Raw genomic sequence first — 21,306 nt, forward strand, 5'->3', positions numbered from 1 at the left:
CGTGTTTCCGTTTCGCTACAGCAAGGCCTCCGACGAGCAGTCCGCGTTGCGGGCAGCCGCGGCCGGTGGCCGTTACATAGCCGGCGGTACCACTCTGGTCGACCTGATGCGTGAGACGGTCGAACGTCCCGATTCGTTGGTGGATATCAATGCGCTGCCCTACCAGTCGATCGACGTGCAGCCCGGAGTGATCCGTGTTGGATCCCTGGTGCGAATGTCGGATCTGGCGGCTCATCCCGTTGTCCGGCAACAAGTTCCGATGGTCAGCCAAGCCTTGGAGCTCAGCGCTTCGGCGCAGTTGCGCAATATGGCATCGATCGGCGGCAATCTGTTGCAGCGCCCGAGGTGTCTGTATTTCCGCGACGTCTCGGCCGCATGTAACCGACGTGGTCCCGATGCCGGCTGTGCGGCAATCGAGGGCCGCAACCGAACGCACGCAATCTTCGGCGCCAGCCAACACTGTTGCGCAACCCATCCCTCCGACCTCGCGGTGGCATTGGTGGCACTAGACGCCGTTGTGCTGACTCGCCAGATCGCTGGACATCGGAGGTTTGGGCTCGCGGAGTTATATCGCCATCCGGGTGACTCTCCGCACTGGGAACACAACCTGCACCCGGGTGAGCTGCTGGTTGCCATCGAGATTCCGGTCGGGCCCCAGCTGCACCGGTCCGGATATCTCAAGGTGCGCGACCGTGAGTCGTACCAGTTCGCGCTGGTGTCCGCAGCCGTGGCACTCGACATCGCCGCCGGCACCATACGCACCGCGCGGGTGGCCGCCGGCGGGGTGGGCACCGTGCCGTGGCGCCTGCCGGCGGTCGAAGCCGCGCTTCGGGGCCGCCCATCGGATGCGGATCTGTTCCGCCGCGCCGCCGCGCTCTCGGCCATTGGGGCAAAACCCTTGAGCGAGAACCGCTTCAAGGTAGAGCTGCTCAAGCGCGTCGTCGAAAAGCAGCTGACGGTCGTGGCGGCAATGCCATGACCCACGCCTTCTCCGCCGCCGGAGGCATCAGTGGCCAGCCGATCAACCGGGTGGACGGCCCGCTGAAGGTGACCGGAAAAGCCCGCTACGCGGCCGACCACCCGATTCCCGGGTTGGTGTATGCGGCGTTGGTCTGCAGCACGGTGGCGCGCGGTGCCGTCGACCACATCGCCACCGGAGCCGCCATGCGCCAGCCTGGCGTGCTTGCGGTGCTCACCGATTTCACCGGGGTGCGTCTGCCCTTCGGCACCGGCCAGGTCTTCTTCTTTGGACAGCCGATCGCCGTGGTGGTCGCCACCACGCATGAGGCTGCGGCGCACGCGGTATCGCTGGTCGACGTCAGCTACTCAACGTGGCCGCAGCTAACCGATATCGATGCGCCGCAGGCAGTCGGCTATCCCGGCCGACTCATCGCCGACTACGTTCGCGGCACCCCCGATCAGGTGATGATCCGCGCTGCGGGGATCAGCGACCTCAATTTCAGCATCGCCCGCAACAACCACAACGCGGTGGAATTGCCCGCCACCATCGCCAAATGGGATGGCGACCGGCTCACACTCTGGGACAAGGTCCAACACATCAACGGAGCGCGGCGGTCCTATGCCCGGGCATTCGGGATGTCCGAAGAGCGGGTGCGGCTGATCTCGCCATTTGTTGGTGGCGCGTTCGGTAGCGCCGGCCGCATGTGGCCGCATCAACTGCTGACCGCGTTCGCCGCGCGCCGAATGCAGCTGCCGGTCAAGCTGGTGCTGACGCGAAAACAGATGTACAGCTCGGTCGGTTTCCGGCCGACCAGCCGCCAACGCATGGCGATTGGCGCAGACCCCTCCGGGCGCCTGATGGCGATGATCCACGAAGGGCGCACGGAAACCGCGCAGTACGGCATCTATGAAGACGGCATCGTGCGCAGCCCGCAGCTGATGTACCAGGTCCCCAACATGAGTTCGACATACCGCGTGGTGCCACTCGATATCAACCTGCCGTGGTTCATGCGGGGACCCGGTGCGGTCACCGGAACGTTTGCGCTCGAGTCCACCATGGACGATCTCGCGCACCGCCTGGGCATCGACCCCATCGAGTTGCGCTTGCGCAACGAACCTCGAATCGACCAGATCAACGGCTTGCCCTTTTCCACCAGGCGGCTGGTCGATTGCATCAAGCAGGGCTCCACCGACTTCGGATGGCACCGCCGAAACAGCATCCCCGGAGCCAACCGCGACGGCGATTCCTTTGTCGGTATCGGGATGGCGACCGCGGCGTACTTCACCTATCGCAGTAAGTGCGCGGCCATCGCAAGGATCTCGGCGGACGGCACTGCCGAGGTGTGCAGCGCCGCCAGCGACATGGGACCGGGGACCTACACCTCGATGACCCAGATTGCCGCGGATGCGCTCGGCCTGCCGTTGCAGCGGGTGCGATTCTCACTGGGCGACAGCCGCTTCCCGCCGGCGCCGGCGCACTCGGCCTCGCGGACTACGGCAAGCGTGGGCTCGGCTGTGTTCACTGTCGCAAATATGCTGCGCGACAAGTTCATTCGTGCGGCGGTGACTGACCCGCAATCGCCGCTGGCGGGCCTGCGCCCGGAAGACGTGATGGTAACCAACGGCCACATGTTTTCCACGGTCGCCACGGACGGGCCGGCGCGGGGCGAGTCGTATCAGGATCTGCTGCGCAGGCGTGGCTGGCCAGCCCTGGAATCCGAACACACCTGGACACCCGATGATGCCGGCAAGCGATACTCCACCTACGCCTACGGAGCCGTATTCGCCGAAGTCGCCATCGACGCATTGCTGCCTACGGTGCGGATCCGCCGCATCCATGCCTGCTACGACGCGGGCCGGGTGATCAATCCCAAACTCGCGCACAGCCAGGCAATCGGAGGCATGATCGGCGGAATAGGGATGGCTCTGTTGGAAGGGACCGAGTTGGATTACCGAGACGGTCGCGTCGTCAACGCGAACATCTCGGATTACCTGGTCCCGGTCAACGCCGACGTTCCCGCGCTGGACGCAAGTTTTCTGCCCGCACAGGACACCATCGCCGACCCGATCGGGGTGAAGGGACTCGGCGAGTTGGTGATCATTGCGGTGCCCGCGGCGATCGCCAACGCGGTATTCAATGCCACCGGAAAACGGGTCACCGACTTGCCAATCAGGGTCGAGCAGCTGCTCTGATCCGGGCGGGCGAACCCGCACGCGATTGGTTACCGAGCGCTACCCGTGCGCGCCGGGCGCACCGAACAGCAGCCCGCCGGAGCCGCCGGCCCCGCCGGCGCCACCGGACCCGCCGGCCCCGCCGTCGCCAATCGCCTGGGCGTCACCGCCGTCGCCGCTATCGCCGCTGGCGCCGGAGTGCCTGCCGCTGCCACCGGTGGCACCGGTGCCGCCGTGCCCGCCGTTGCCGTATAGCCACCCGCCGGTCCCGCCGCCGCCGCCATCGCCGCCGGCCCCACCGCTGCCTATGGGGCGACCGTGACCATTCCCGCCGGTCCCGCCGCCGCCGCCAGCGCCGCCGTGGCCGATCAGCAGGCCGCCGTTCGCGCCGGCGCCGCCGGCCCCGCCTGCCCCGCCGTCACCCAGCAGCCACCCGCCGGTCCCGCCGACAGCGCCCGCGCCGCCGTCGCCGCCCCCGCCCGCGAACGCGCCGCCGAGGTGGCCGTCGCCACCTTGCCCGCCGTCGCCGCCGGTCCCGCCGTCGCCCACGAGCCACCCTCCGGACCCGCCGACGGCGCCGGTGCCCCCGGTGCCACCAGCACCGAGGGAGCCGTCAAACCCTCGGCCACCGCCGCCGCCCTGTCCGCCGGTTCCTCCGGCCCCGCCGTTGCCGAGCAGCCCGGTAGCGCCGCCGCTGCCGCCGCTGCCGCCGACTCCGCCGTCCACGCCGCCCTCGGAGCTACCAACGACCCCGCCGGCCCCGCCGATACCGCCGGCTCCACCGTTGCCGTAGAGCCAGCCGCCGTGCCCGCCGGTGCCGGCGGGCCCTCCTGCCCCAGCGGTCGAGGCGAAGTTTTCCCCTCCGCCCTGCCCGCCGTTGCCGCCGGCGCCGCCTTGGCCAAATAGCCCAGTGCCACCGCCGAGACCACAGCTACCCCCGTGACCGCTGGGAGCGCCGATGGTGCCGCTGCCACCGACGCCGCCGATTCCGCCGGAGCCGCCGGCCCCGCCATCGCCTCCGACCGCGCCGGAACCGGTGGTCGGGCTGTAGCCGGTTCCGCCGGCGCCGCCGTTGCCGATGAGTCCGGCCGCCCCGCCGTTGCCACCGTCGGCGTTCGCCGCGGAGCCGGTTCCGCCGGCGCCGCCGTTGCCCAAGAGCAGTCCACCGTCGCCGCCGTCCTGTCCGGGGGCGCCGGCGGCGCCGTCACCGATCAGGGGGCGGCCCAACAGGGCTTGGGTGGGGGAGTTGAGCACGCCGAGCAGGTGTTCTTCGACGCCCTGTAGCGGGTTGGTGTTGGCGGCCTCGGCGGCCGCATAGGAGCTCCCGCTGGCGGTCAACGCCTGTACGAACCGTTGGTGCACCCCGGCCATCTGGGCGCTCAGGGCTTGATAATCCAGGGCGTGGCCGGAAAACACCGCCGCCAGTGCGGCTGAGACGTCGTCCGCGCCGGCGGCCGGCACGCCGGTGATCGTGGCGGCGGCGGCCCGGTTGGCGATCTGCAGCGTCGAGCCGAGACCCGCCAAGTCCGTAGCTGCGCCTGCCAGCAATTCCGGGGCCGCGATCACATATGACATGGTTTCCTTCGGGCCCGTCAATATCGGATGGGCACTGTATCGCTGGTTAATAGTGGTAGATGGCAATAACCTATCGGTGCTGGTCCCGAATTTTGGGCGTTCGGCCGATTCCGTCAGCCGCGTGACCGTAGGTGGCGGATCGGCCGTTCTGGCCAGAGGCTCACGCAAAATGCGCGATGCGCAGATCATTTTCCCTGATATTTCTCGATTCCGTATGTCCGAGGCGATCATGCCAAGACGTGAAAGCGTGATTCCTGAACTTCGGTGAGGAAAAAACTTCGGGACCTGCCATTTAGTGGAAGAGGTCGGCCGACGGGAAACTGCTTTTTGGTCCGGCATATTTTGCGGCACCGATGTGAGTCCGATGGGCTCCGTCGCTCGCTGGCGGGTGTCCGTTCTATCATGCACTTTCGTATCGCCGACAGAAATAGATCGGCATCAATTTTCTGATGACTGAGGCGAATAAAAAGACCCGATGAGATCGAGCGCATCGATCTCGGTCAACAGCAGGCTCAGGATTGCGGATCGGGCTTGGTCGATGTCGCGATTCTGCCCCCACGTGGCGCGTGTCTCCACCGCCATCAGGAATGCTTCGCGAGCGATGTCAGGGATGTCTCGCGGCAGCCGGGTGAGGTTCGCGGCATGGGTGAAGCAACTCCCGGGGTAGGGGCTGACGCATTGCTTGAGCATCTTCAGAAGCGTCTTCACGGCGAGCTTGTTGGTTTCGGGCTCGTCGTCCGCAAAGCATGCCCGCCGCCAGTTATGCATCTCCGCGAGCAGCAGTACAGCGCGTTCCTGTCGAAGTTTTTCGACGACGGTATGCATCGGCGCGGCGGCAGCAAACGGTGCCGGGTTGATATGGAACTCTCCGCATTGAGCGACTTCGTACGTCATCGCCAGTGGTCGACCGCCGATTTTTGATGACCGGTCGAATTCTGTGCGCCACACGAGGTCAAACCCAATTCCGATGGCGGTGCGCTCGGTGAGGTCTTTGACGATGCGGTTGAGTTCACCCAGCGTCTCCCCGCTTGGCGCATCGTCTCGGGCGATGCACACGATATTCAGGTCGCTCCATCCGGGTATTACATCGTCTTTAGCCAGTGAGCCACAGATGGCATTGGAGTCCAGAAAACCGAGGCTAATTGCCGCCGCCAAGAAATCGTCGGCCGCCGCGCGGTAGCATGACTTTGGCGCCCACCTGGTGATTACTCGATGGTCGGTCGATACACGCATCGATGTTGTCCCTTTCGCCCAATTGAGTTGCGACCGATGACCGTGGAATTTTTTTAGAGTTGACCGAGCGGCCTGTCGCAGACGCTGAACAGTGTGCTCTACAAGCGTTGAATCGTCAACCTTGCCCCCGAATCATTGCGCTCCCTAATTCATTCGGCGGTGACATCCGATGGCTAATTCACGGACCGCTGAAATAAGCGTGGAACGCGTCGTTGTGGGGCAGTGCGGGCCATCGATAGCGGCTGGGGTTGCTGCGCATCCGATGCCGCTTCCGGCGCAGTGCTTGGAGCGACGGTTGATGGCCCCGTCGAGGCATTTTGGGGCCTAGCGCGAAGCGCCGATGGGTGGGGAAGTGCCGCCTGGACGTGACGGCCGCCGCAAGCCGGGCCGGCAGACAACGGTTGCCATCGGGCAAGCCGTTGGGTTGCACCTAAATCCCGCGCGCGAGGTGCCGCGTGCGGAAATCCGAAATGCTTCAGCAGGTCGCCATTAGCGTCTACGCTAGTTAGCGCAACGAGATATCTGATAGCGACGCATATGGAGAATATTGGGCGGTACAGGCCCGCGTGATGGGCGGTCTCAGCCGAGCCCCTTTTTAAGGGTCCAGCCGCGGCCGGTGTTTTTGGTCGCGCGGGCGATTTTGTGACCCGGTGGCGGAACACGAGGGTGAGGATGATTCCGGTTACCAGCGTTGTGAGACGAATGTGGCTGCTGCTTGCTGTCATGGGCGTGGCCCTTGTCGCCGGGCTTGGTATTTACCGGCTCCATCGCGTTTTCGGTGTTCATGAGCAACCCAGGGCTCCGGCGTTGTTGATTAGCGGGCTTGTGAGCTGGGGGATTGTGGATTGAGGAGGTCTAGGCGGCGGTTGGCGGTCAAAGCGGTGATCCGGCAGGCTTCGGCGATGTTGTCGGCGCCGTTGAGGCGGTGCAGATTGATCGCGGTGTTGCGTAGCGTTGCTAGGACCTGTGCGCCGTTTCCGGTATGTGCCCTTTGACGGTCTTCGTCGAAGGTGACGTCGCGTATCCAGTGCAGGCTGTTCTCGATTCTCCAGTGTTGACGCATCCAGGTCATGATCGCGGTAGGGCGGGCGTGCTCGAAGGGCAGGCTGCAGATGGCATAGACCACCTCCACGCTGCGCTGGTCGGTGGCGGTGATCAAGCGTTCACGAGTGATCCGGATGATTTGTTTTGCGTAGGGGAAGCCGATTCCTCGTGCAGCGGTGATGATTTGCGGGGTGCGGGTCTCGACACGGCCGTGGCCGCGGGAGTCGTCGGTAGCGGCTGTGGGCACCTCGGCCCAGGGCAGCGCGGTGATACGCGCAAGTATTTTGGCTTGGTTGGACTTGACGATCATCAGGTAGTGCGACTTCAAGGTGGCGCAGATCAACTTCGCGGTGACGACCTGGGTATGCATCGCATCCACGGTGACCAGCCACCGCAAGCTACCCGGCAGCAGCGTGAGCAGGGCACGTACGCAGGGAATTTCATTGCTTTTCTCGGCGACAGCGAGTTGACCGAGCACCAATCGGGCACGGTGGGCGAACACCGACACGAGATGCGTGGCTGTCGCTTTGGCGCGTAAAGCACCACGCAGCATCTTGCCGTCCAACGCGATCGGCACCAATCCACTGGGGTCGCTGCTGGCCACGTGTGCAGTGAAGTAACTGCCTATCCTGGCGTTGAGGTCGGCGGGGTCTAGCCGAGACAAAACAGCGCGGAAGGTCTTCTCACTGGGCCGCCGGAACCGGACCCCTAATTGGGCCAACACATCATCGGGAGCGGTGGCCGCCCATGTGGCAAAACCAGCATAGCCGCGCATCCCCGCGGCAGTGGCCAGAACCGCGATCGCCAACAAAGCCATCAGCGAATACCTCCGACCGCGTGGGTCCCTCGGGTCTGGCATCGAGGCCAACACATCGAGAAACTCCGATCCGATGAGCTCGCTGCGCTCACCAGGACTCCAGCGGTCGAACACCTCTGGAACCGACGACACAGGCAATACTGAAACGGTAGGCACGGGCAACTCCAGACCAACGACGAACAGTAACCAACTCGATCGTTCTCCAGATAGCCCGTGCCTACACTCCGGCCCCAATAGCGCGGCACCAAAGATCATCAACCCAGCTCACAAGCCTGCTAATCAACAACGCCGGAGCCCTGGTCAGCCCCCTAGACGACAACACCGAAAGCGACGGCGTTTCCGCGCCGGTGCAGCTGAATCCCGCGATCGTCACCGGGGTGCAGAAACTTTGCCGGGCGCTAGGAGTGCGCCGATCGGCGATATTAACCGCGGCGTGCGCGCTGCTGGTCGGGAAGTGGTGCGATCACCACTCTGAGGTTGTCATCGATTTCCCGGTGAGCCGCCGTGTCGAACCTGAGTCAATGACCTTCACCGGGTTGATGGTGGGCACTGTCCCGTTAACGTTGATCTCCACACCGGGATCCAGCATCGCCCAGTTCTGCAGACACACCCATGCCCGGATCGAAAAAGCGGTGCAACATCAGCGATTCCCCGTAGAAACCCTGCAAAACCAAGACCACAGGCGCATGCGCGCGCAGGGCTCCGGGGCGAACCCTGATCAACGCCTACGGCCCCACCGAAGCCACGATCTACCTCACCGCCGCACCCCCGCTGCACGCCGGCGCCACTGTGGTGCCCATCGGCGCACCCGTGCCCGGGGCCGGGGTGTTCGTCCTCGACAGGTGGCTGCGTCCGGTGCCACCCGGGGTGGTGGGTGAGTTTTATGTCGCCGGTGCCGGTGCCGGTGCCGGTGCCGGTGTGGGTGTCGGCTATTGGCGCCGCGGCGGGTTGAGTGCGGCCCGGTTTGTCGCCTGCCCGTTCGGGGCAGCCGGGTCGCGGATGTATCGCACCGGCGAGCTCGTCTGTTGGGGCCCTGATGGGCAACTGCAATATCTGGGCCGCGCTGATGACCAAGTCAAAATCCGTGGCTACCGCATCGAATGCGGAGAAGTCACCGCCGCCCTGACCGCACTCGATGGGGTGGAGCAGGCGGTGGTGATCGCCCACACCGACACCGGCCAACCCCGGCTGGTGGCCTACTACACCACCACCATCGGTGGCGGTGGGATCGATACGGCGTGGCTGCGGGACCGGCTAAGTGAGGTCCTGCCGGCGTATATGGTTCCGGCCGCCTTCGTGGTGATCGACGAACTACCGTTGACGGTCAACGCCAAACTCGACCGCCGCGCCCTGCCCGCCCCCGACTACACCACTAGCGCGCAGGCTTATGTGGCGCCGCAAGGCCCGGTGGAAGAAACCCTGGCCAGCCTCTACACCCAGATCCTCGGCGGTAGTGACCGGGTCAGCGCCGCCGACTCCTTCTTTGACCTGGGTGGAGACTCCGTCTCAGCCATGCGTTTGGTCGCCGCCGCCAACACCACCCTGCACGCCGGTCTGCGCGTTGCTGATGTGTTCGAAGCCCCCGCCATCACCGGGCTAGCCCACCGTGTCGGGGCCGACCCGGTCGCTCAGCTGCCATTGATCGCCGGTGAGCGCCCGCCACGGGTGCCGTTGTCGTTTGCCCAGTCCCGGCTGTGGTTTCTTGAACAGCTTCAAGGCCCCTCGGCGGTCTACAACATCCCGGTCGTCCTGCACCTGGACGGCCCGCTGGACACCGAGGCACTCCGAGCCGCACTCGACGATCTGATCACCCGCCACGAAACCCTGCGCACCCGCTTCAGCACCACGAGCGAGGGGATCGGCTACCAAGACATCCTCACCCCCAACCAAGCCGAAGTCTTCTGGCAGGTCGTGGATGCCCGCGGGTGGACACCCCAACACCTGCACACCGCCATCGACGAAGCCACCAACTACCACTTCGATCTAGCCGCCGAGATCCCGATCCGCGCCACCATCTTGCACACCGCCGACCACCAGCACGTGCTGGTACTGCTGATCCACCACATCGCCGCCGACGGCTGGTCGCTGGGCCCGCTGGCCCGCGACCTCGACACCGCCTACACCGCCCGCACCGCCGGGCACCCGCCGGTGTGGGTGCCGTTGCCGGTGCACTACGCCGACTACACCCTGTGGCACCACCAACTCCTCGGCGACCCCCACGACCCGGCCAGCCTGCTGGCCACCGACCTGGCCTACTGGCAGCACACCCTGGCCGGACTCCCCGAACACCTGCCCCTGCCCACCGACCGCCCCTACCCCCCGATCGCCGACTACCGCGGCGCCAGCCACTAATTCAGCTGGCCCCCCGGAACTAACCACCGCAATCCACACCCTGGCCCACACCCACCACGTCTCGGTCTTCATGGTCATCCACGCCGCCCTGACCGTGGTCCTAGCCACCCTCGCCGACACCAACGACATCGCCATCGGCGTCCCGATCGCCGCACGCACCCACCCCCACCTCGATGAACTGATCGGGTTCTTCGTCAACACCCTGGTGCTACGCACCCACACCCACCCCGCAGACACCCCCACCGACCTACTGGCCCACATCCGCGAGGACAGCCTGACCGCGTTCGAACACCAACACGTGCCCTTCGAACTCCTCGTCGAACACCTCCAACCCACCCGCTTCCGCACCCACCACCCCCTCATCCAGGTCATGCTCGCCTTCCAAAACCACCCCTGGACCCAACACACCAACGACGGTGCTGAAATGCGCCTGGGTCAGGCCCGGATCAGCCCGTATCCGGTCGCCACCCACACCGCCCGCATGGACCTGGTCATCTCCGTGGGCGAACACCCCACCAGCCCCGACACAGCACCGGCCCTGACCGGCACCATCGAATACCGCACCGACGTCTATAACGCCACCACCATCGAAACCCTGGCCACCCGCCTGCACCACACCCTCACCACCTTCACCACCCACCCCGACCAACCCCTGCACCACCTCGACCTACTCACCGACACCGAACACACCCAACTACACACCTGGGGCAACCACCCCACCCTCACCGCTCCCACCACCACGGCGATCTCGATTCCCGCTGCCTTCACCAACATCGTCGCCACCCACCCCCACGCCCCGGCCCTCACCTTCGAAGACCACACCTGGACCTACCACGACCTCGATACGGCCAGCACCCAACTCGCCCACCACCTCACCACCACCCACGGGGCTCGAGCGGGTGCGGTCGTTGCGCTGCTGCTACCGCGCAGCGACCACGCCATCCTGGCCGTCCTCAAAACCGGGGCCGCCTACCTACCCATCGACCCCCACCACCCCCAACGCGTATCGCGTTCATGCTCACCGACACCACCCCCACCGCAGTACTGACCACCACCGAACTGACCACCCACCTCCCCACCAGCACCGGCACCGGCAGTGGTGTTCCGGTGATCACCCTCGACACCCTCACCAACCTCGATGACTACCCCACCACCCCACTACCCCCACCCAACCCCCACGACCTGGCGTACCTGATCTACACCTCCGGCACCACCGGAACCCCCAAAGGCGTGGCCATCACCCACCACAACGCCACCACCCTGACCACCCAACTCGATCTCGACATCCCCACCAACGCGGTCTGGTCGCAATGGCACTCCTACGCCTTCGACGTCTCCGTCTGGGAAATCCTCGGCGCCCTCCTCAGCGGCGGACGGGTCGTGGTCGTGCCCGAACACATCGTCACCTCACCCGAGGACTTCCACACCCTGCTCATCGACGAACACGTCAGTGTGCTCACCCACACCCCCTCAGCATTAGCCCAACTCCCCGATCACGGGTTAGAGGCAACCACCGTCATCACCGTGGGAGAGTCCTGCCCGATCGACCTCGCCCACCACTGGGCCACCGAGCACACCCTGCTCAACGCCTACGGCCCCACCGAAACCACCATGTGCACCACGATCAGCAACCCCCTACACCCCGCGGACACAGTGGTGCCCATCGGCGCACCCGTGTCCGGGGCCGGGGTATTCGTCCTCGACAGCTGGCTGCGCCCAGTCCCGCCCGGGGTGGTGGGTGAGTTGTATGTCGCCGGTGCCGGTGCCGGTGCCGGTGCCGGGGTCGGTGTCGGCTATTGGCGCCGCGGCGCGTCGAGTGCGGCCCGGTTTGTCGCCTGCCCGTACGGGTCGGCCGGGTCGCGGATGTATCGCACCGGCGACCTCGTCTGTTGAGGCCCCGACGGGCAACTGCAATACCTGGGCCGCGCCGACGAACAAGTCAAAATCCGCGGCTACCGCATCGAATGCGGCGAAGTCACCGCCGCCCTAGCCGCCCTCGACGGGGTCGAGCAGGCGGTGGTCATCGCCCGCGACGACGCCCCCGGCCAAACCCGGCTGGTCGCCTACTACACCACCACCACGGGGACCGGGCTCGACACCGCCGACATCCGCGCCTCGTTGAGCCAGGTGTTGCCGGCGTATATGGTTCCGGCCGCCTTCATGCTGATCGACGAACTACCGTTGACGGTCAACGGCAAACTCGACCGCCGCGCTTTGCCCGCCCCCGACTACACCACTAGCGCGCAGGCTTATGTCGCGCCGCAAGGCCCGGTGGAAGAAACCCTGGCCAGCCTCTACGCCCAAATCCTGGGTGTGGAGGACCGGGTCAGCGCCGCCGACTCTTTCTTTGATCTGGGTGGAGACTCCCTGTCGGCGATGCGCCTAATCGCCGCCACCAACACCACCCTGCACACCGACCTGCGCGTCGCCGACATCTTCGACACCCCCACCATCACCACCCTCGCCCACCGAATCGACACCCAAGCCCAACCCGCCACCATCCCCCATCCAAACCCTGCACACCGGCACCGGCACACCCCTGTTCTGCATCCACGCCACCAGCGGCATCAGCTGGCCCTACCAAACCCTCGCCACCCACCTCACCAACCCCCTCATCGGCATCAACCAAACCCTCAACGCCGACGAAACCCCACCCCACACCCTCCAAGCCATGGCCCGCAACTACGCCACCCGCATCCAAAACACCCACCCCACCGGCCCCTACCACCTCCTCGGCTGGTCCTTCGGCGGTGTCCTCGCCCACCAAATCGCCATCGAACTACACCACCGCGGCCACACCGACACCCGACTCATCCTGCTCGACTCACTACCCACCCTCGACACCAACACCGACCCAACAATCACCCCCGCAACAACCGCCAAACCCTGCAAACACTGCTCGGCCACCACCACACCACCATCCCCGACGACCAGCTACACCACCTCACCACCAACCACCAACCACAACCACAACCACAACCACAACCACAACATCACCCTCTACCAACACCACCAACCCCACACCTACACCGGCCCCACCCTGCTCATCGCCGCCGAACACACCCCACCCCCCAACCACCCCACCTACGAAAGCACCCACACCAAAGCCGCATACCTCCTCCAGGCCTGGCAACCACACCTCACCGGCCCCACCACAACCCACTCAACCAACTGCACACACCACCAACTCCTCCACCCCAACCACACCCCCACCTACACCAACCACCTCAAAAACTTCCTCCAGTGACACACAAGTGACCCAAGAAGACATCTGCGAAACGGCCTGTGCGCGTCTTACCGGATCCTAGGGTTCGACTCAACCATCTATAGCGACAACGTGTTTCGTGATGGCGCGGATCATTGGGCCCAGCACCATGATCGACACCGAACGAGTGCTCACCGAGATCGGGGTCCGGCCGATCTCCTATGCCACCGTCAAGCGGCGGATGCCGATCTAGGCCCAACGCCGGTGGCGGCAAACCTTGGCTACGGCCAGCGTCCGTCGTGGCGGGTGGGGACCCGCACGGTCAAGATCAAGGCCGGCGACCACACCCTCACTGCTGCCGACCCGTCCTCCAATTGAGCCAACTCGGAGCTCGGTGCACGAGGCGCTGCGCGACCTGGCTCAGGCCAACAGCATTCACCGTCAGCTAATGTTGTCGCTGGTCCGAAAAACCGCTTAGCGCGCGAGATCCGAGCTGTTGTCGGCAGGCGCACTGGGCGATTGTCGCGCCCGCCGCAACCGGCAGACTCCCACGACCGCGAGCACCCCTGCCAGGGTCGCCAGGGCCAGGGTCGGCACCAATTGCTGCGGGTGATAGATCACCGACGTCGTGACGGGTTGACCTGCGGTAACGGGAGCGACCGCCACCGTTGAGGTGGTCTGTAGCCAGCTCGCCGCGGTGGCCCACACCGCGACGAGGGCCAGAGCCAGCTCAATCACGGCCCGGTTGCGGGGGTTCACAGTGCCGTCTCGGCGTCGTCGCCAGCGTCGCGGTCGACCTGGGTAGGCCCGACTCGTTCCTGCACCAATGGAGTCAGCGCCGCACGCAGATGGCGATGCCGACGCGCCCAGGCCTGCGCGGTGCGTCCGCCGGTGAGCTTGATGCCGATGCCGACCCGGCCGCGTGGTACCCCGGCCAACTCACCAAGCGCCCGCGCCGACTGCCACTTGGCCAGCGACTTTCCAGATGCGACGGAGTTCTCGGGTTCGGGGAACACCCTCACGATTTCGGACACCAGGATGGTCTCGGTGCCCTGACGTAGGGATTCTTCGGTCAGCTCCACCGAGGTGTGGATTCGCGCCGCCTTCACCTGAATGCCGACGAATACCGACACCAGGACCAGGAAGATCACTGGGGTGATCAACTGGATGCCGGCGCCGGTGGACTTCTCGATCAAGATCAACGACAGCGCCGAGAACGGGCCGGCCAGCAGCCAATACCAAGAGGCGCCGGATTCGTAGAACAACGTCTTGGGTTCCCCCGCTGATGTCATGTGAGCCTCCGTCACGACAGCCAACTCGCTGCATCGGCGGCCCAATAGGTGAGCACGATATCGGCCCCGGCACGCCGGATGCTGGTCAGCGACTCCAGGGCCGCGGCCCGCTGGTCGATCCAGCTGTTGGCCGCCGCCGCACAAATCATCGCGTACTCCCCCGAGACCTGATAGGCGGCCACCGGCACCGGGGAAATGTCTGCGGCCGCGGCGACGACGTCCAGATACCCCAAAGCGGGTTTGATCATCACGATGTCGGCACCTTCGTCCAGATCCAGCTCGACCTCGCGCAGCGCCTCCCGCATGTTGCCCGGTTCCTGCTGGTAGGTGCGCCGATCCCCGGACAGGCTGCAGCTCACCGCTTCTCGGAAGGGGCCATAGAACGCCGAGGCGAACTTGGCCGCGTAGGCCAAAATCACCACGTCGGCGTAGCCGGCCTCGTCCAGCCCGTCGCGGATCGCACCCACCTGGCCGTCCATCATCCCGCTCGGTCCCACCACATGGGCGCCGGCCTGCGCCTGCGCGACCGCCAATTCGACGTAGCGGGCCACGGTCGCGTCGTTGTCGACACGGCCCCGGTCATCGAGCACCCCGCAGTGCCCGTGGTCGGTGAACTCGTCCAGGCAGGTTTCGGCCATCAGCACCGTCGCGTCCCCGAGATCCTTGGCCAAGTCGCGCAGGGCCGCGTTGAGAATGCCGTCGGGATCGGTACCGGCCGAGCCGACGGGGTCCTTCGACGTGTCACGGGGCACCCCGAACAACATCAGGCCGCCCACCCCGGCGGAAACGGCGTCCGCGGCGGCGCTGCGCAGCGAATCGCGGGTGTGTTGCATCACCCCCGGCATCGACGCGATCGGGCGCGGCTCTTCGATACCGTCGGCGACGAACATCGGCAGCACCAAATGCCTTGGCTCCAAGGAGGTCTGCGCTACCAAGCGGCGCATCGCCGCAGTCGAGCGGAGCCGGCGCGGCCGCTGCCGCGGGTAGGCGCCCATCAGTGGCGGCCCGCCACTAGCATCCCTCCGCGTGCACCACTAGCGCCGGCGACTCTTCTTGCGAGGCGGGGGCAGGGCTCCTTCGGCGCGCAGCCGGGCGGCGTGCTCGGCCAGCGCGTCCACCAGCGGACCCACCGCGGCAGTCTCGGGTTGGACATCCACCCGGAGCCCGAACTCGGCGGCCGTTTCGGCGGTCTTGGGTCCGATGCAGGCGATGATGGTCCGCGCGTGCGGCTTACCGGCGATACCGACCAGATTGCGCACCGTAGAACTCGAGGTGAAGCAGACCGCGTCGAAACCGCCCGTCTTGATCATCTCGCGGGTGGCCGCCGGCGGCGGAGCGGCCCGCACCGTGCGGTAGGCCGTCACGTCCTCGATCTCCCAGCCACGCTCGCGCAGCCCCTCGGCCAGCGTCTCGGTGGCGATGTCAGCGCGCGGCAGCAACACCCGGTTGACCGGATCGAAAATGCTGTCGTAGGGCGGGAATTCGTCCAGCAGGCCCAGCGAGGACTGTTCCCCGGCCGGGACCAGCTCCGGGCTGATCCCGAAAGCGCGAACCCGGTCGGCAGTCGACTCGCCCACACAGGCGATCTTCACTCCGGAGAACGCCCGGGCATCCAGGCCGAACTCGCCGAACTTCTCCCACACCGCGCGCACGGCGTTGGTGGAGGTGAACACGACCCATTGGAACCGGCCGTCGACCAGGCCTTTGACCGCGCGTTCCATCTGCGCCGGGCTGCGCGGCGGTTCGACGGCGATCGTCGGCACCTCGACCGGCAGGGCGCCGTAGGACGTCAGCCGCTCGCTCATTTCGCCGGCCTGGTCTTTGGTTCGGGGTACCAATACGGTCCAGCCGTACAGTGCCCGGCTCTCCCACCAGTTCAGCTTGGCGCGATTGCTCACGGTCTTGCCGATGGTCACCACCAGCGGCCCGGTCAGCGGGCCGGCAGGGTCGGTTCCACCCAGGATGGCCGGATCGGTCAGCCCCTGCAGGGTGGTTTCCACCGAGCGCTGTTGGCAGGTGGTTCCGTGCGCGGTCACCACGCACGGCGTTGTGTCCGCCAGCTCGTGCTCAACCAGCGTGCGGGCCGCGTCAGCCAGATGTGACGCGGTGGCCTGCAGGATCAGCGGACCCGGTGCGGCGGCCAGCGCCTCCCAGTCCACGTCGCCACGCACGTCGGCAACCGTGTGCGCGGAGCCCAGGGGCAGTCCCGCATAGGTCGGGACCGCGCTGGTTGCCGCCAGACCGGGCAGGATCTCGATCTGCAGGTGGCTGCGGGTAATGGCGTTGACCTCGGCGATCACCGCGTCCACCGACATCGGGTCACCGGCCACCAAACGCACCACGTCGGCGCCCGAACGGGCTTCGGCGGTCAGCGTTTTGGCAACTTCGGTGGGATCACCCAGCGCCGGGCGGATGTCCGGACCACTAGAGACCACCGCCGGAACCGCCTGGTCGGACTCATCCTCGGCGGGGCCGCCGGTCGCAGCGTCAGCATTGTCGGCCACTGCAGTCGCGGGCGCCGGCCCGGAGACGGGCGGCAGATCGTTACCGATCAGGGCCAGCACCGATTCAGGCACATCGGGGTCCGTGAACACCAGGGCGGCGTTCGCCAGTACCGCGGCGGCCCGTGTGGTCAACAGACCCGGGTCACCTGGGCCAGAGCCCACATAAGTAATGCGGCCCGGCCTCGGCTTGCGCCCTCGCGTCATCATTGTCGCTCCCAAGTCACTCACTCAACTTCCTTGCGGGGAATTGCCCTCTCCCCACATCAGCTCTCGAGCGCCCAGCTCGAACAGCTCCGCGGCAACGGCGAGCCCAAGCTCCCGTGCCCGACCGGAAGTGCCGATTCCGGACGCGCGGATCACGTCGGATCCGTCCAGTGCCGCCACGCAGCCGCGTAGCGACAGCTCTTCGAAAACCCGTCCCTCCTCGTCGATGGACTCGACCACCTCAGCGATCGCACCCACCGGCGCGGAGCAACCAGCCTCCAGTTCGGCGAGCAGGGCTCGCTCGGCGGTGACCGCTGCCCGCGTGTCGGCGTCGTCCAACTCCGCCAACACTGTTGCCAGCCGACTATCGCCGGCTCGACATTCGATCGCGAGCGCACCTTGAGCAGGCGCTGGCAACATCTGTACCGGCTCCAGCGTCTCGGTGACGTCGTCGAGACGGCCCAGCCGGGCCAGCCCGGCCCGAGCCACCACGATGGCGTCAAGATCACCATTACTTACCCTGTTCAACCTGGTATCTAGGTTGCCTCTTAGGGGGCGGATTTCCAAACCGAGACCCAATGCTCTAAGCTGCGCGGCCCGCCGCGGCGACGAGGTTCCCACCAGCGAACCGACCGGCAATTCCCCGAGCACCAGCCCGTCGCGGGCAACAACTGCGTCGCGGGGGTCCTGTCGTGGCGGAATGGCCGCAATGGTGAACCTGGGGTCCTGGGCGGTTGGCAAATCTTTGTGCGAGTGCACAGCGGCGTCGACGCGGCCGTCCTCGATAGCCTCGCGCAGCGCGGTGGTGAAAACCCCCACACCGAGAGTTTCGATCGGCGCCGAGGATCGATCGCCGAGCGTGCTTATGGTGACCAGCTCGGCGGCATGGCCATTGGCGATGAGAGCGTCTCTAACGGTCGCAGCCTGGGTGGTGGCCAGCAGGCTGCCCCGGGTGCCTATCCGGATCACGTGCGCCAATCAGCTACTCGGCGGAAGGGTTGGGGGCAGACGGGGTCGGGCCGGCCGACGGGCCATCAGCGCCCTGCGGGCCGGCTCCGGCATCCAATCCGCTTGAAAAGACGGGCAATTCGCCGGCGGTCGCTACGGCGTCGACGGCGGTCTGGTCCAGTTGGAACAGGTCGCGCAATGCCTCGGCATAGCTGTCGCCACCAGGGGCACTGGCCAGTTGTTTGATCCGCACCGTCGGCGCATGCAGCAGCTTGTCGACCACCCGTCGCACCGTGCGGGCCACCTCGTCGCGTTCGGCGCTGTCCAGCCCCGGCAGCCGGTTGTCCAGGCGCAACAATTCCGCCTCGACCACGTCCGCGGCACGCTGGCGCAGCGCCGTAACGGTCGGAGTGACTTCGGCCATCCGCTGCCCCGCCAGATAGCCGGCGACTTCGGCCGCGACAATGTGGCGGGCCGCAGCAACGTCGGCGGAAGCGGCATGGGCCGACGGTTCGCGTTGCACCCGCTCCACGTCGATCAGCCAGACACCGGGCAGCCTGGCCACGGCCGGGTCGACATCGCGGGGCATCCCCAGATCACAGATGACCAGGGGCCGGGTCGTCTCGTCGCGGCGTGCGGTGGCCAGCGCGTGGTGCACGTCGGCCAGGGAAACCACCGGAGCCACCGCCCCGGTGCAACTGACCACCGCATCTGCGTCGGTCAGCACTTCGGCCAGCCGGTCCAGTGTCCGGGCTTCGGCGAGCACGCCCGACTGCCTGATCTTGCCGGCCAGCCGCTGTGCACGGGCCAGCGAACGGTTCAGCACGTGGACTTTGCCGATGCCGGCCCGGGTCAGATGTGCGCTGGAGAGCGCCCCCATCGACCCCGCTCCGATGACCACGGCGGTCTTGGCGCCCAAACCGCCCAGCTTGCGTTCGGCGATGCCCAGCGCGACCGACACCACCGAGGCACCCGCGGCGTCGATCGAGGTCTCCGAGTGCACCCGTTTGCCCACCGACAGCGCGCGCTGGACCAGCTCGTGCAGCACCCGGCCGACGGTGCGGTTGGCCTCGGCGGCGGAGTACGAACGGCGCACCTGGCCGAGCACCTGCTGCTCGCCGACCACCGCCGAATCCAGTCCGCTGGCCACCGCGAACAGGTGCTCGACGGCCGCCTCGCTATAGCGCACGTAAGCGTGTTTGGTCAGCTCCCCCATCGACATACCGGAGTGATCGGAGAGCACCTGCCCAATCGCCGACAAACCGCCGTGGAACGCCTCGACAACGGCGTATACCTCGACGCGGTTGCACGTCGACAGCACCATGGCCTCGGTGACCAGCGGCGACTGCAGCACCCGGTCGACGATTTTGACTTGCTCGGACTCCTCGATGCTGAGTTGTTCCAGGACGGAGACCGGCGCACTACGGTGCGAAACCCCGAAGAGCAAGATGCTCACGGCAGCATCACCTGGCCCGCTCCCTTGCGTCTCGAGAAAGTGAACTGCTCTCTACGGTAGACGCTTGGTAGTTGGGCTACCAAATAATCGACTAGACGGGTATGGGCTCCTCAGCTGGCCAGGTCAGCCCGCAGCCGGGGTTCGTCGACTTCCCAGTAGCTGTGCTCGCGCCCATCCAGCAGAATCACCGGCAGCCGGTCGCCGAACTCGGCCCGCAATTGTGCGTTGCCGGCCGACGCGGCGACGTCGACATCGGTGCTGACCAGGTCAAAGTCGAGCTCACCGGCCAACTCGGCCAACTGCGCGTGCACTCGCAAGCAGATCGCGCAACCATCGCGGGTCAATAGCTCCACCTGCCGGCGATGTGTTGGCTCTGTCATGGGCATCAGTGTGGCAGCTAACCTGACGGCTGAATTGGCGCACGTCCGGCGACGGTGACATCGCTGCTGTTCGGCGTGCCCGGGGCACCAGGTTCGGGAAGGCGATGGCCCTCTGGCGACTTGTTCTCCGGCGACAGCAAGAGCGCACGAACCAGGCTGCGGGGTCCCGACGGCCGCAGCATTTGGCTGGCCGGGCGCGGGCGAACTCGTTGCGGCCACCAGAACCAACGGCCCAGCAACGCCGCGATGGACGGCGTCATGAACGAGCGCACGATCAGCGTGTCGAACAGCAGGCCCAATCCGATGGTGGTGCCGATCTGCCCGATGATCCGCAAGTCACTGAACACGAACAGCGACATCGTCACAGCAAACACCATTCCGGCGGCTGTCACCACGCCTCCGGTACCGGCCATGGCACGAATGATCCCGGTATTGAGGCCGGCGCCGATCTCCTCTTTGAGCCGGGAGATCAGCAGCAGGTTGTAGTCCGATCCCACCGCCAGCAGCAGGATCACCGACATCGCCAGCACCATCCAGTACAGCTCAATGCCGAGAATGTCCTCCCAGACCAGCACGGATAGGCCGAACGAAGACCCCATGGAAAGCAGCACGGTCCCGACGATCACCGCGGCGGCCACCACGCTTCGGGTGATCAGCATCATGATGATCACGATCAAGCTGATCGCGGCCACGCCGGCAATCAGCAAATCGAAGGTCGCGCCCTCGCTGATGTCCTTGAACGTCGCCGCGGTGCCGCCCAAATAGATCGCCGCACCCTGCAACGGGGTGCCCTTGATCGCCTCGCGCGCCTCCTGCTTGATCGACGCGACGCGCGAGATGCCCGCTGACGTCGCGGGGTCGCCGTCGAGCGCGATGATGAACCGCGCCGCCTTGCCGTCCTTGGACAGGAACATCTTCAGACCACGTTGGAAATCCGGATTCTTGAAAGCCGACTCCGGCAGATAGAACGAATCATCGATTTGGGCCGCGTCGAACACCCGCCCCATTGCGCCGGGATCCTTGCTGCCCGAGTCCTGTTGCTCGTAGAACGACTGCAGTGTGCCGTGCCAGACGAGCAGCATGTCGCGCATGATCGTCATGGTGTTGATCATCGGCGGAATCTGCGCACGCATCTTGGGTAGCAGCCAGGGCTCCGGCGTTGTT

13 protein-coding genes and 7 pseudogenes are annotated in these 21,306 nt (G+C 66.1%); 9 read left to right on the plus strand and 11 right to left on the minus strand.

Annotated elements, in window-relative coordinates:
* Position 1: 1 nt before the first annotated feature.
* Both MPSD_RS04770 and MPSD_RS04775 read left to right on the plus strand, forming a co-directional pair.
* Entirely contained in the window at positions 2–979 is a 978-nt protein-coding gene (locus MPSD_RS04770) for an FAD binding domain-containing protein (protein ID WP_020788709.1), read from the plus strand.
* The gene (locus MPSD_RS04775) at positions 976–3,153 is read left to right on the plus strand and encodes a xanthine dehydrogenase family protein molybdopterin-binding subunit (RefSeq protein ID WP_086085510.1); all 2,178 of its coding nucleotides are present in this window, start codon (positions 976–978) and stop codon (positions 3,151–3,153) included. The genes MPSD_RS04770 and MPSD_RS04775 overlap by 4 nt, the downstream gene beginning before the upstream one ends.
* Before the next feature lie 39 nt (positions 3,154–3,192).
* Here MPSD_RS04775 and MPSD_RS04780 read toward each other — a convergent pair whose 3' ends face one another.
* On the minus strand, positions 3,193–4,707 hold the full coding sequence (locus MPSD_RS04780; protein WP_086085509.1) for a PE family protein: 1,515 nt from the start codon (positions 4,705–4,707) through the stop codon (positions 3,193–3,195).
* Here MPSD_RS04780 and MPSD_RS27820 point away from each other — a divergent pair.
* Positions 4,706–4,975, plus strand: coding sequence for a hypothetical protein (locus MPSD_RS27820; RefSeq protein WP_131807385.1), 270 nt, complete (start codon positions 4,706–4,708; stop codon positions 4,973–4,975). The two genes, MPSD_RS04780 and MPSD_RS27820, sit on opposite strands and share 2 nt — an antisense overlap.
* Before the next feature lie 170 nt (positions 4,976–5,145).
* Here MPSD_RS27820 and MPSD_RS04785 read toward each other — a convergent pair whose 3' ends face one another.
* Positions 5,146–5,940, minus strand: a complete 795-nt coding sequence (locus MPSD_RS04785) for a hypothetical protein (RefSeq protein WP_020788706.1) — start codon at positions 5,938–5,940, stop codon at positions 5,146–5,148.
* A 666-nt stretch (positions 5,941–6,606) separates the two neighbouring features.
* Between MPSD_RS04785 and MPSD_RS04790 the strand changes: the two are divergent.
* A pseudogene (locus MPSD_RS04790) lies at positions 6,607–6,735 on the plus strand (MmpS family transport accessory protein); the annotation flags it as partial.
* 19 nt (positions 6,736–6,754) lie between these two features.
* Here MPSD_RS04790 and MPSD_RS04795 read toward each other — a convergent pair.
* Positions 6,755–7,957 carry an ISAs1-like element IS2404/ISMul1 family transposase gene (locus MPSD_RS04795; protein ID WP_420811871.1) on the minus strand — a complete coding sequence of 401 codons (1,203 nt, stop codon included), beginning with the start codon at positions 7,955–7,957 and terminating at the stop codon, positions 6,755–6,757.
* Positions 7,958–8,178: 221 nt separating this feature from the next.
* Here MPSD_RS04795 and MPSD_RS30665 point away from each other — a divergent pair.
* The 5 pseudogenes from MPSD_RS30665 to MPSD_RS28915 all read left to right on the plus strand — a co-directional run.
* Positions 8,179–8,430: pseudogene (locus MPSD_RS30665) on the plus strand (AMP-binding protein); the annotation flags it as partial.
* Positions 8,431–8,494: 64 nt separating this feature from the next.
* A pseudogene (locus MPSD_RS30135) lies at positions 8,495–10,153 on the plus strand (condensation domain-containing protein); the annotation flags it as partial.
* Between the two features lie 40 nt (positions 10,154–10,193).
* Positions 10,194–10,790 (plus strand): annotated as a pseudogene (locus MPSD_RS31010) (condensation domain-containing protein); the annotation flags it as partial.
* A 135-nt stretch (positions 10,791–10,925) separates the two neighbouring features.
* Positions 10,926–12,992: pseudogene (locus tag MPSD_RS31015) on the plus strand (non-ribosomal peptide synthetase); the annotation flags it as partial.
* A 411-nt stretch (positions 12,993–13,403) separates the two neighbouring features.
* Positions 13,404–13,677 (plus strand): annotated as a pseudogene (locus MPSD_RS28915) (IS1634 family transposase); the annotation flags it as partial.
* Between the two features lie 155 nt (positions 13,678–13,832).
* Here MPSD_RS28915 and MPSD_RS04820 read toward each other — a convergent pair.
* The 8 genes and pseudogenes from MPSD_RS04820 to MPSD_RS04855 form a co-directional block, all read right to left on the minus strand.
* Complete coding sequence (locus MPSD_RS04820; RefSeq protein WP_020788702.1) at positions 13,833–14,117, minus strand: hypothetical protein; 285 nt, start codon at positions 14,115–14,117, stop codon at positions 13,833–13,835.
* Complete coding sequence (locus MPSD_RS04825; RefSeq protein WP_086085807.1) at positions 14,114–14,650, minus strand: DUF3093 domain-containing protein; 537 nt, start codon at positions 14,648–14,650, stop codon at positions 14,114–14,116. Before MPSD_RS04825 ends, MPSD_RS04820 begins: the two co-directional genes overlap by 4 nt.
* 11 nt (positions 14,651–14,661) lie before the next feature.
* Positions 14,662–15,645, minus strand: a complete 984-nt coding sequence (hemB, locus tag MPSD_RS04830) for a porphobilinogen synthase (protein WP_015354481.1) — start codon at positions 15,643–15,645, stop codon at positions 14,662–14,664.
* A 39-nt stretch (positions 15,646–15,684) separates the two neighbouring features.
* Complete coding sequence (locus tag MPSD_RS04835; protein WP_086085809.1) at positions 15,685–17,358, minus strand: bifunctional uroporphyrinogen-III C-methyltransferase/uroporphyrinogen-III synthase; 1,674 nt, start codon at positions 17,356–17,358, stop codon at positions 15,685–15,687.
* Positions 17,359–17,382: 24 nt separating this feature from the next.
* Positions 17,383–18,327 (minus strand): hydroxymethylbilane synthase, encoded by a 945-nt coding sequence (hemC, locus tag MPSD_RS04840; protein ID WP_012392780.1) that lies wholly within the window; start codon positions 18,325–18,327, stop codon positions 17,383–17,385.
* 13 nt (positions 18,328–18,340) lie between these two features.
* Positions 18,341–19,762: a glutamyl-tRNA reductase gene (locus MPSD_RS04845; RefSeq protein ID WP_020788699.1), complete on the minus strand. Its 1,422-nt coding sequence runs from the start codon at positions 19,760–19,762 to the stop codon at positions 18,341–18,343.
* 110 nt (positions 19,763–19,872) lie between these two features.
* Positions 19,873–20,142 carry a glutaredoxin family protein gene (locus MPSD_RS04850; RefSeq protein WP_036426931.1) on the minus strand — a complete coding sequence of 90 codons (270 nt, stop codon included), beginning with the start codon at positions 20,140–20,142 and terminating at the stop codon, positions 19,873–19,875.
* Between the two features lie 17 nt (positions 20,143–20,159).
* Positions 20,160–21,287 (minus strand): annotated as a pseudogene (locus tag MPSD_RS04855) (MMPL family transporter); the annotation flags it as partial.
* Positions 21,288–21,306: the final 19 nt, after the last annotated feature.

Origin of the sequence: Mycobacterium pseudoshottsii JCM 15466, from assembly GCF_003584745.1 — a bacterium.
In the GTDB taxonomy this organism is placed as follows: domain Bacteria; phylum Actinomycetota; class Actinomycetes; order Mycobacteriales; family Mycobacteriaceae; genus Mycobacterium; species Mycobacterium marinum.

Bases quoted from the DNA above. Each gene is read 5' to 3' on its own strand.
- MPSD_RS04835 (WP_086085809.1), bottom strand. From the start codon at position 17,358: ATGACGCGAGGGCGCAAGCCGAGGCCGGGCCGCATTACTTATGTGGGC.
- MPSD_RS04780 (WP_086085509.1), bottom strand. From the start codon at position 4,707: ATGTCATATGTGATCGCGGCCCCGGAATTGCTGGCAGGCGCAGCTACG.
- MPSD_RS04775 (WP_086085510.1), top strand. From the start codon at position 976: ATGACCCACGCCTTCTCCGCCGCCGGAGGCATCAGTGGCCAGCCGATC.
- MPSD_RS27820 (WP_131807385.1), top strand. From the start codon at position 4,706: ATGGTTTCCTTCGGGCCCGTCAATATCGGATGGGCACTGTATCGCTGG.
- MPSD_RS04785 (WP_020788706.1), bottom strand. From the start codon at position 5,940: ATGCGTGTATCGACCGACCATCGAGTAATCACCAGGTGGGCGCCAAAG.
- MPSD_RS04825 (WP_086085807.1), bottom strand. From the start codon at position 14,650: ATGACATCAGCGGGGGAACCCAAGACGTTGTTCTACGAATCCGGCGCC.
- hemB (WP_015354481.1), bottom strand. From the start codon at position 15,645: ATGGGCGCCTACCCGCGGCAGCGGCCGCGCCGGCTCCGCTCGACTGCG.
- MPSD_RS04850 (WP_036426931.1), bottom strand. From the start codon at position 20,142: ATGACAGAGCCAACACATCGCCGGCAGGTGGAGCTATTGACCCGCGAT.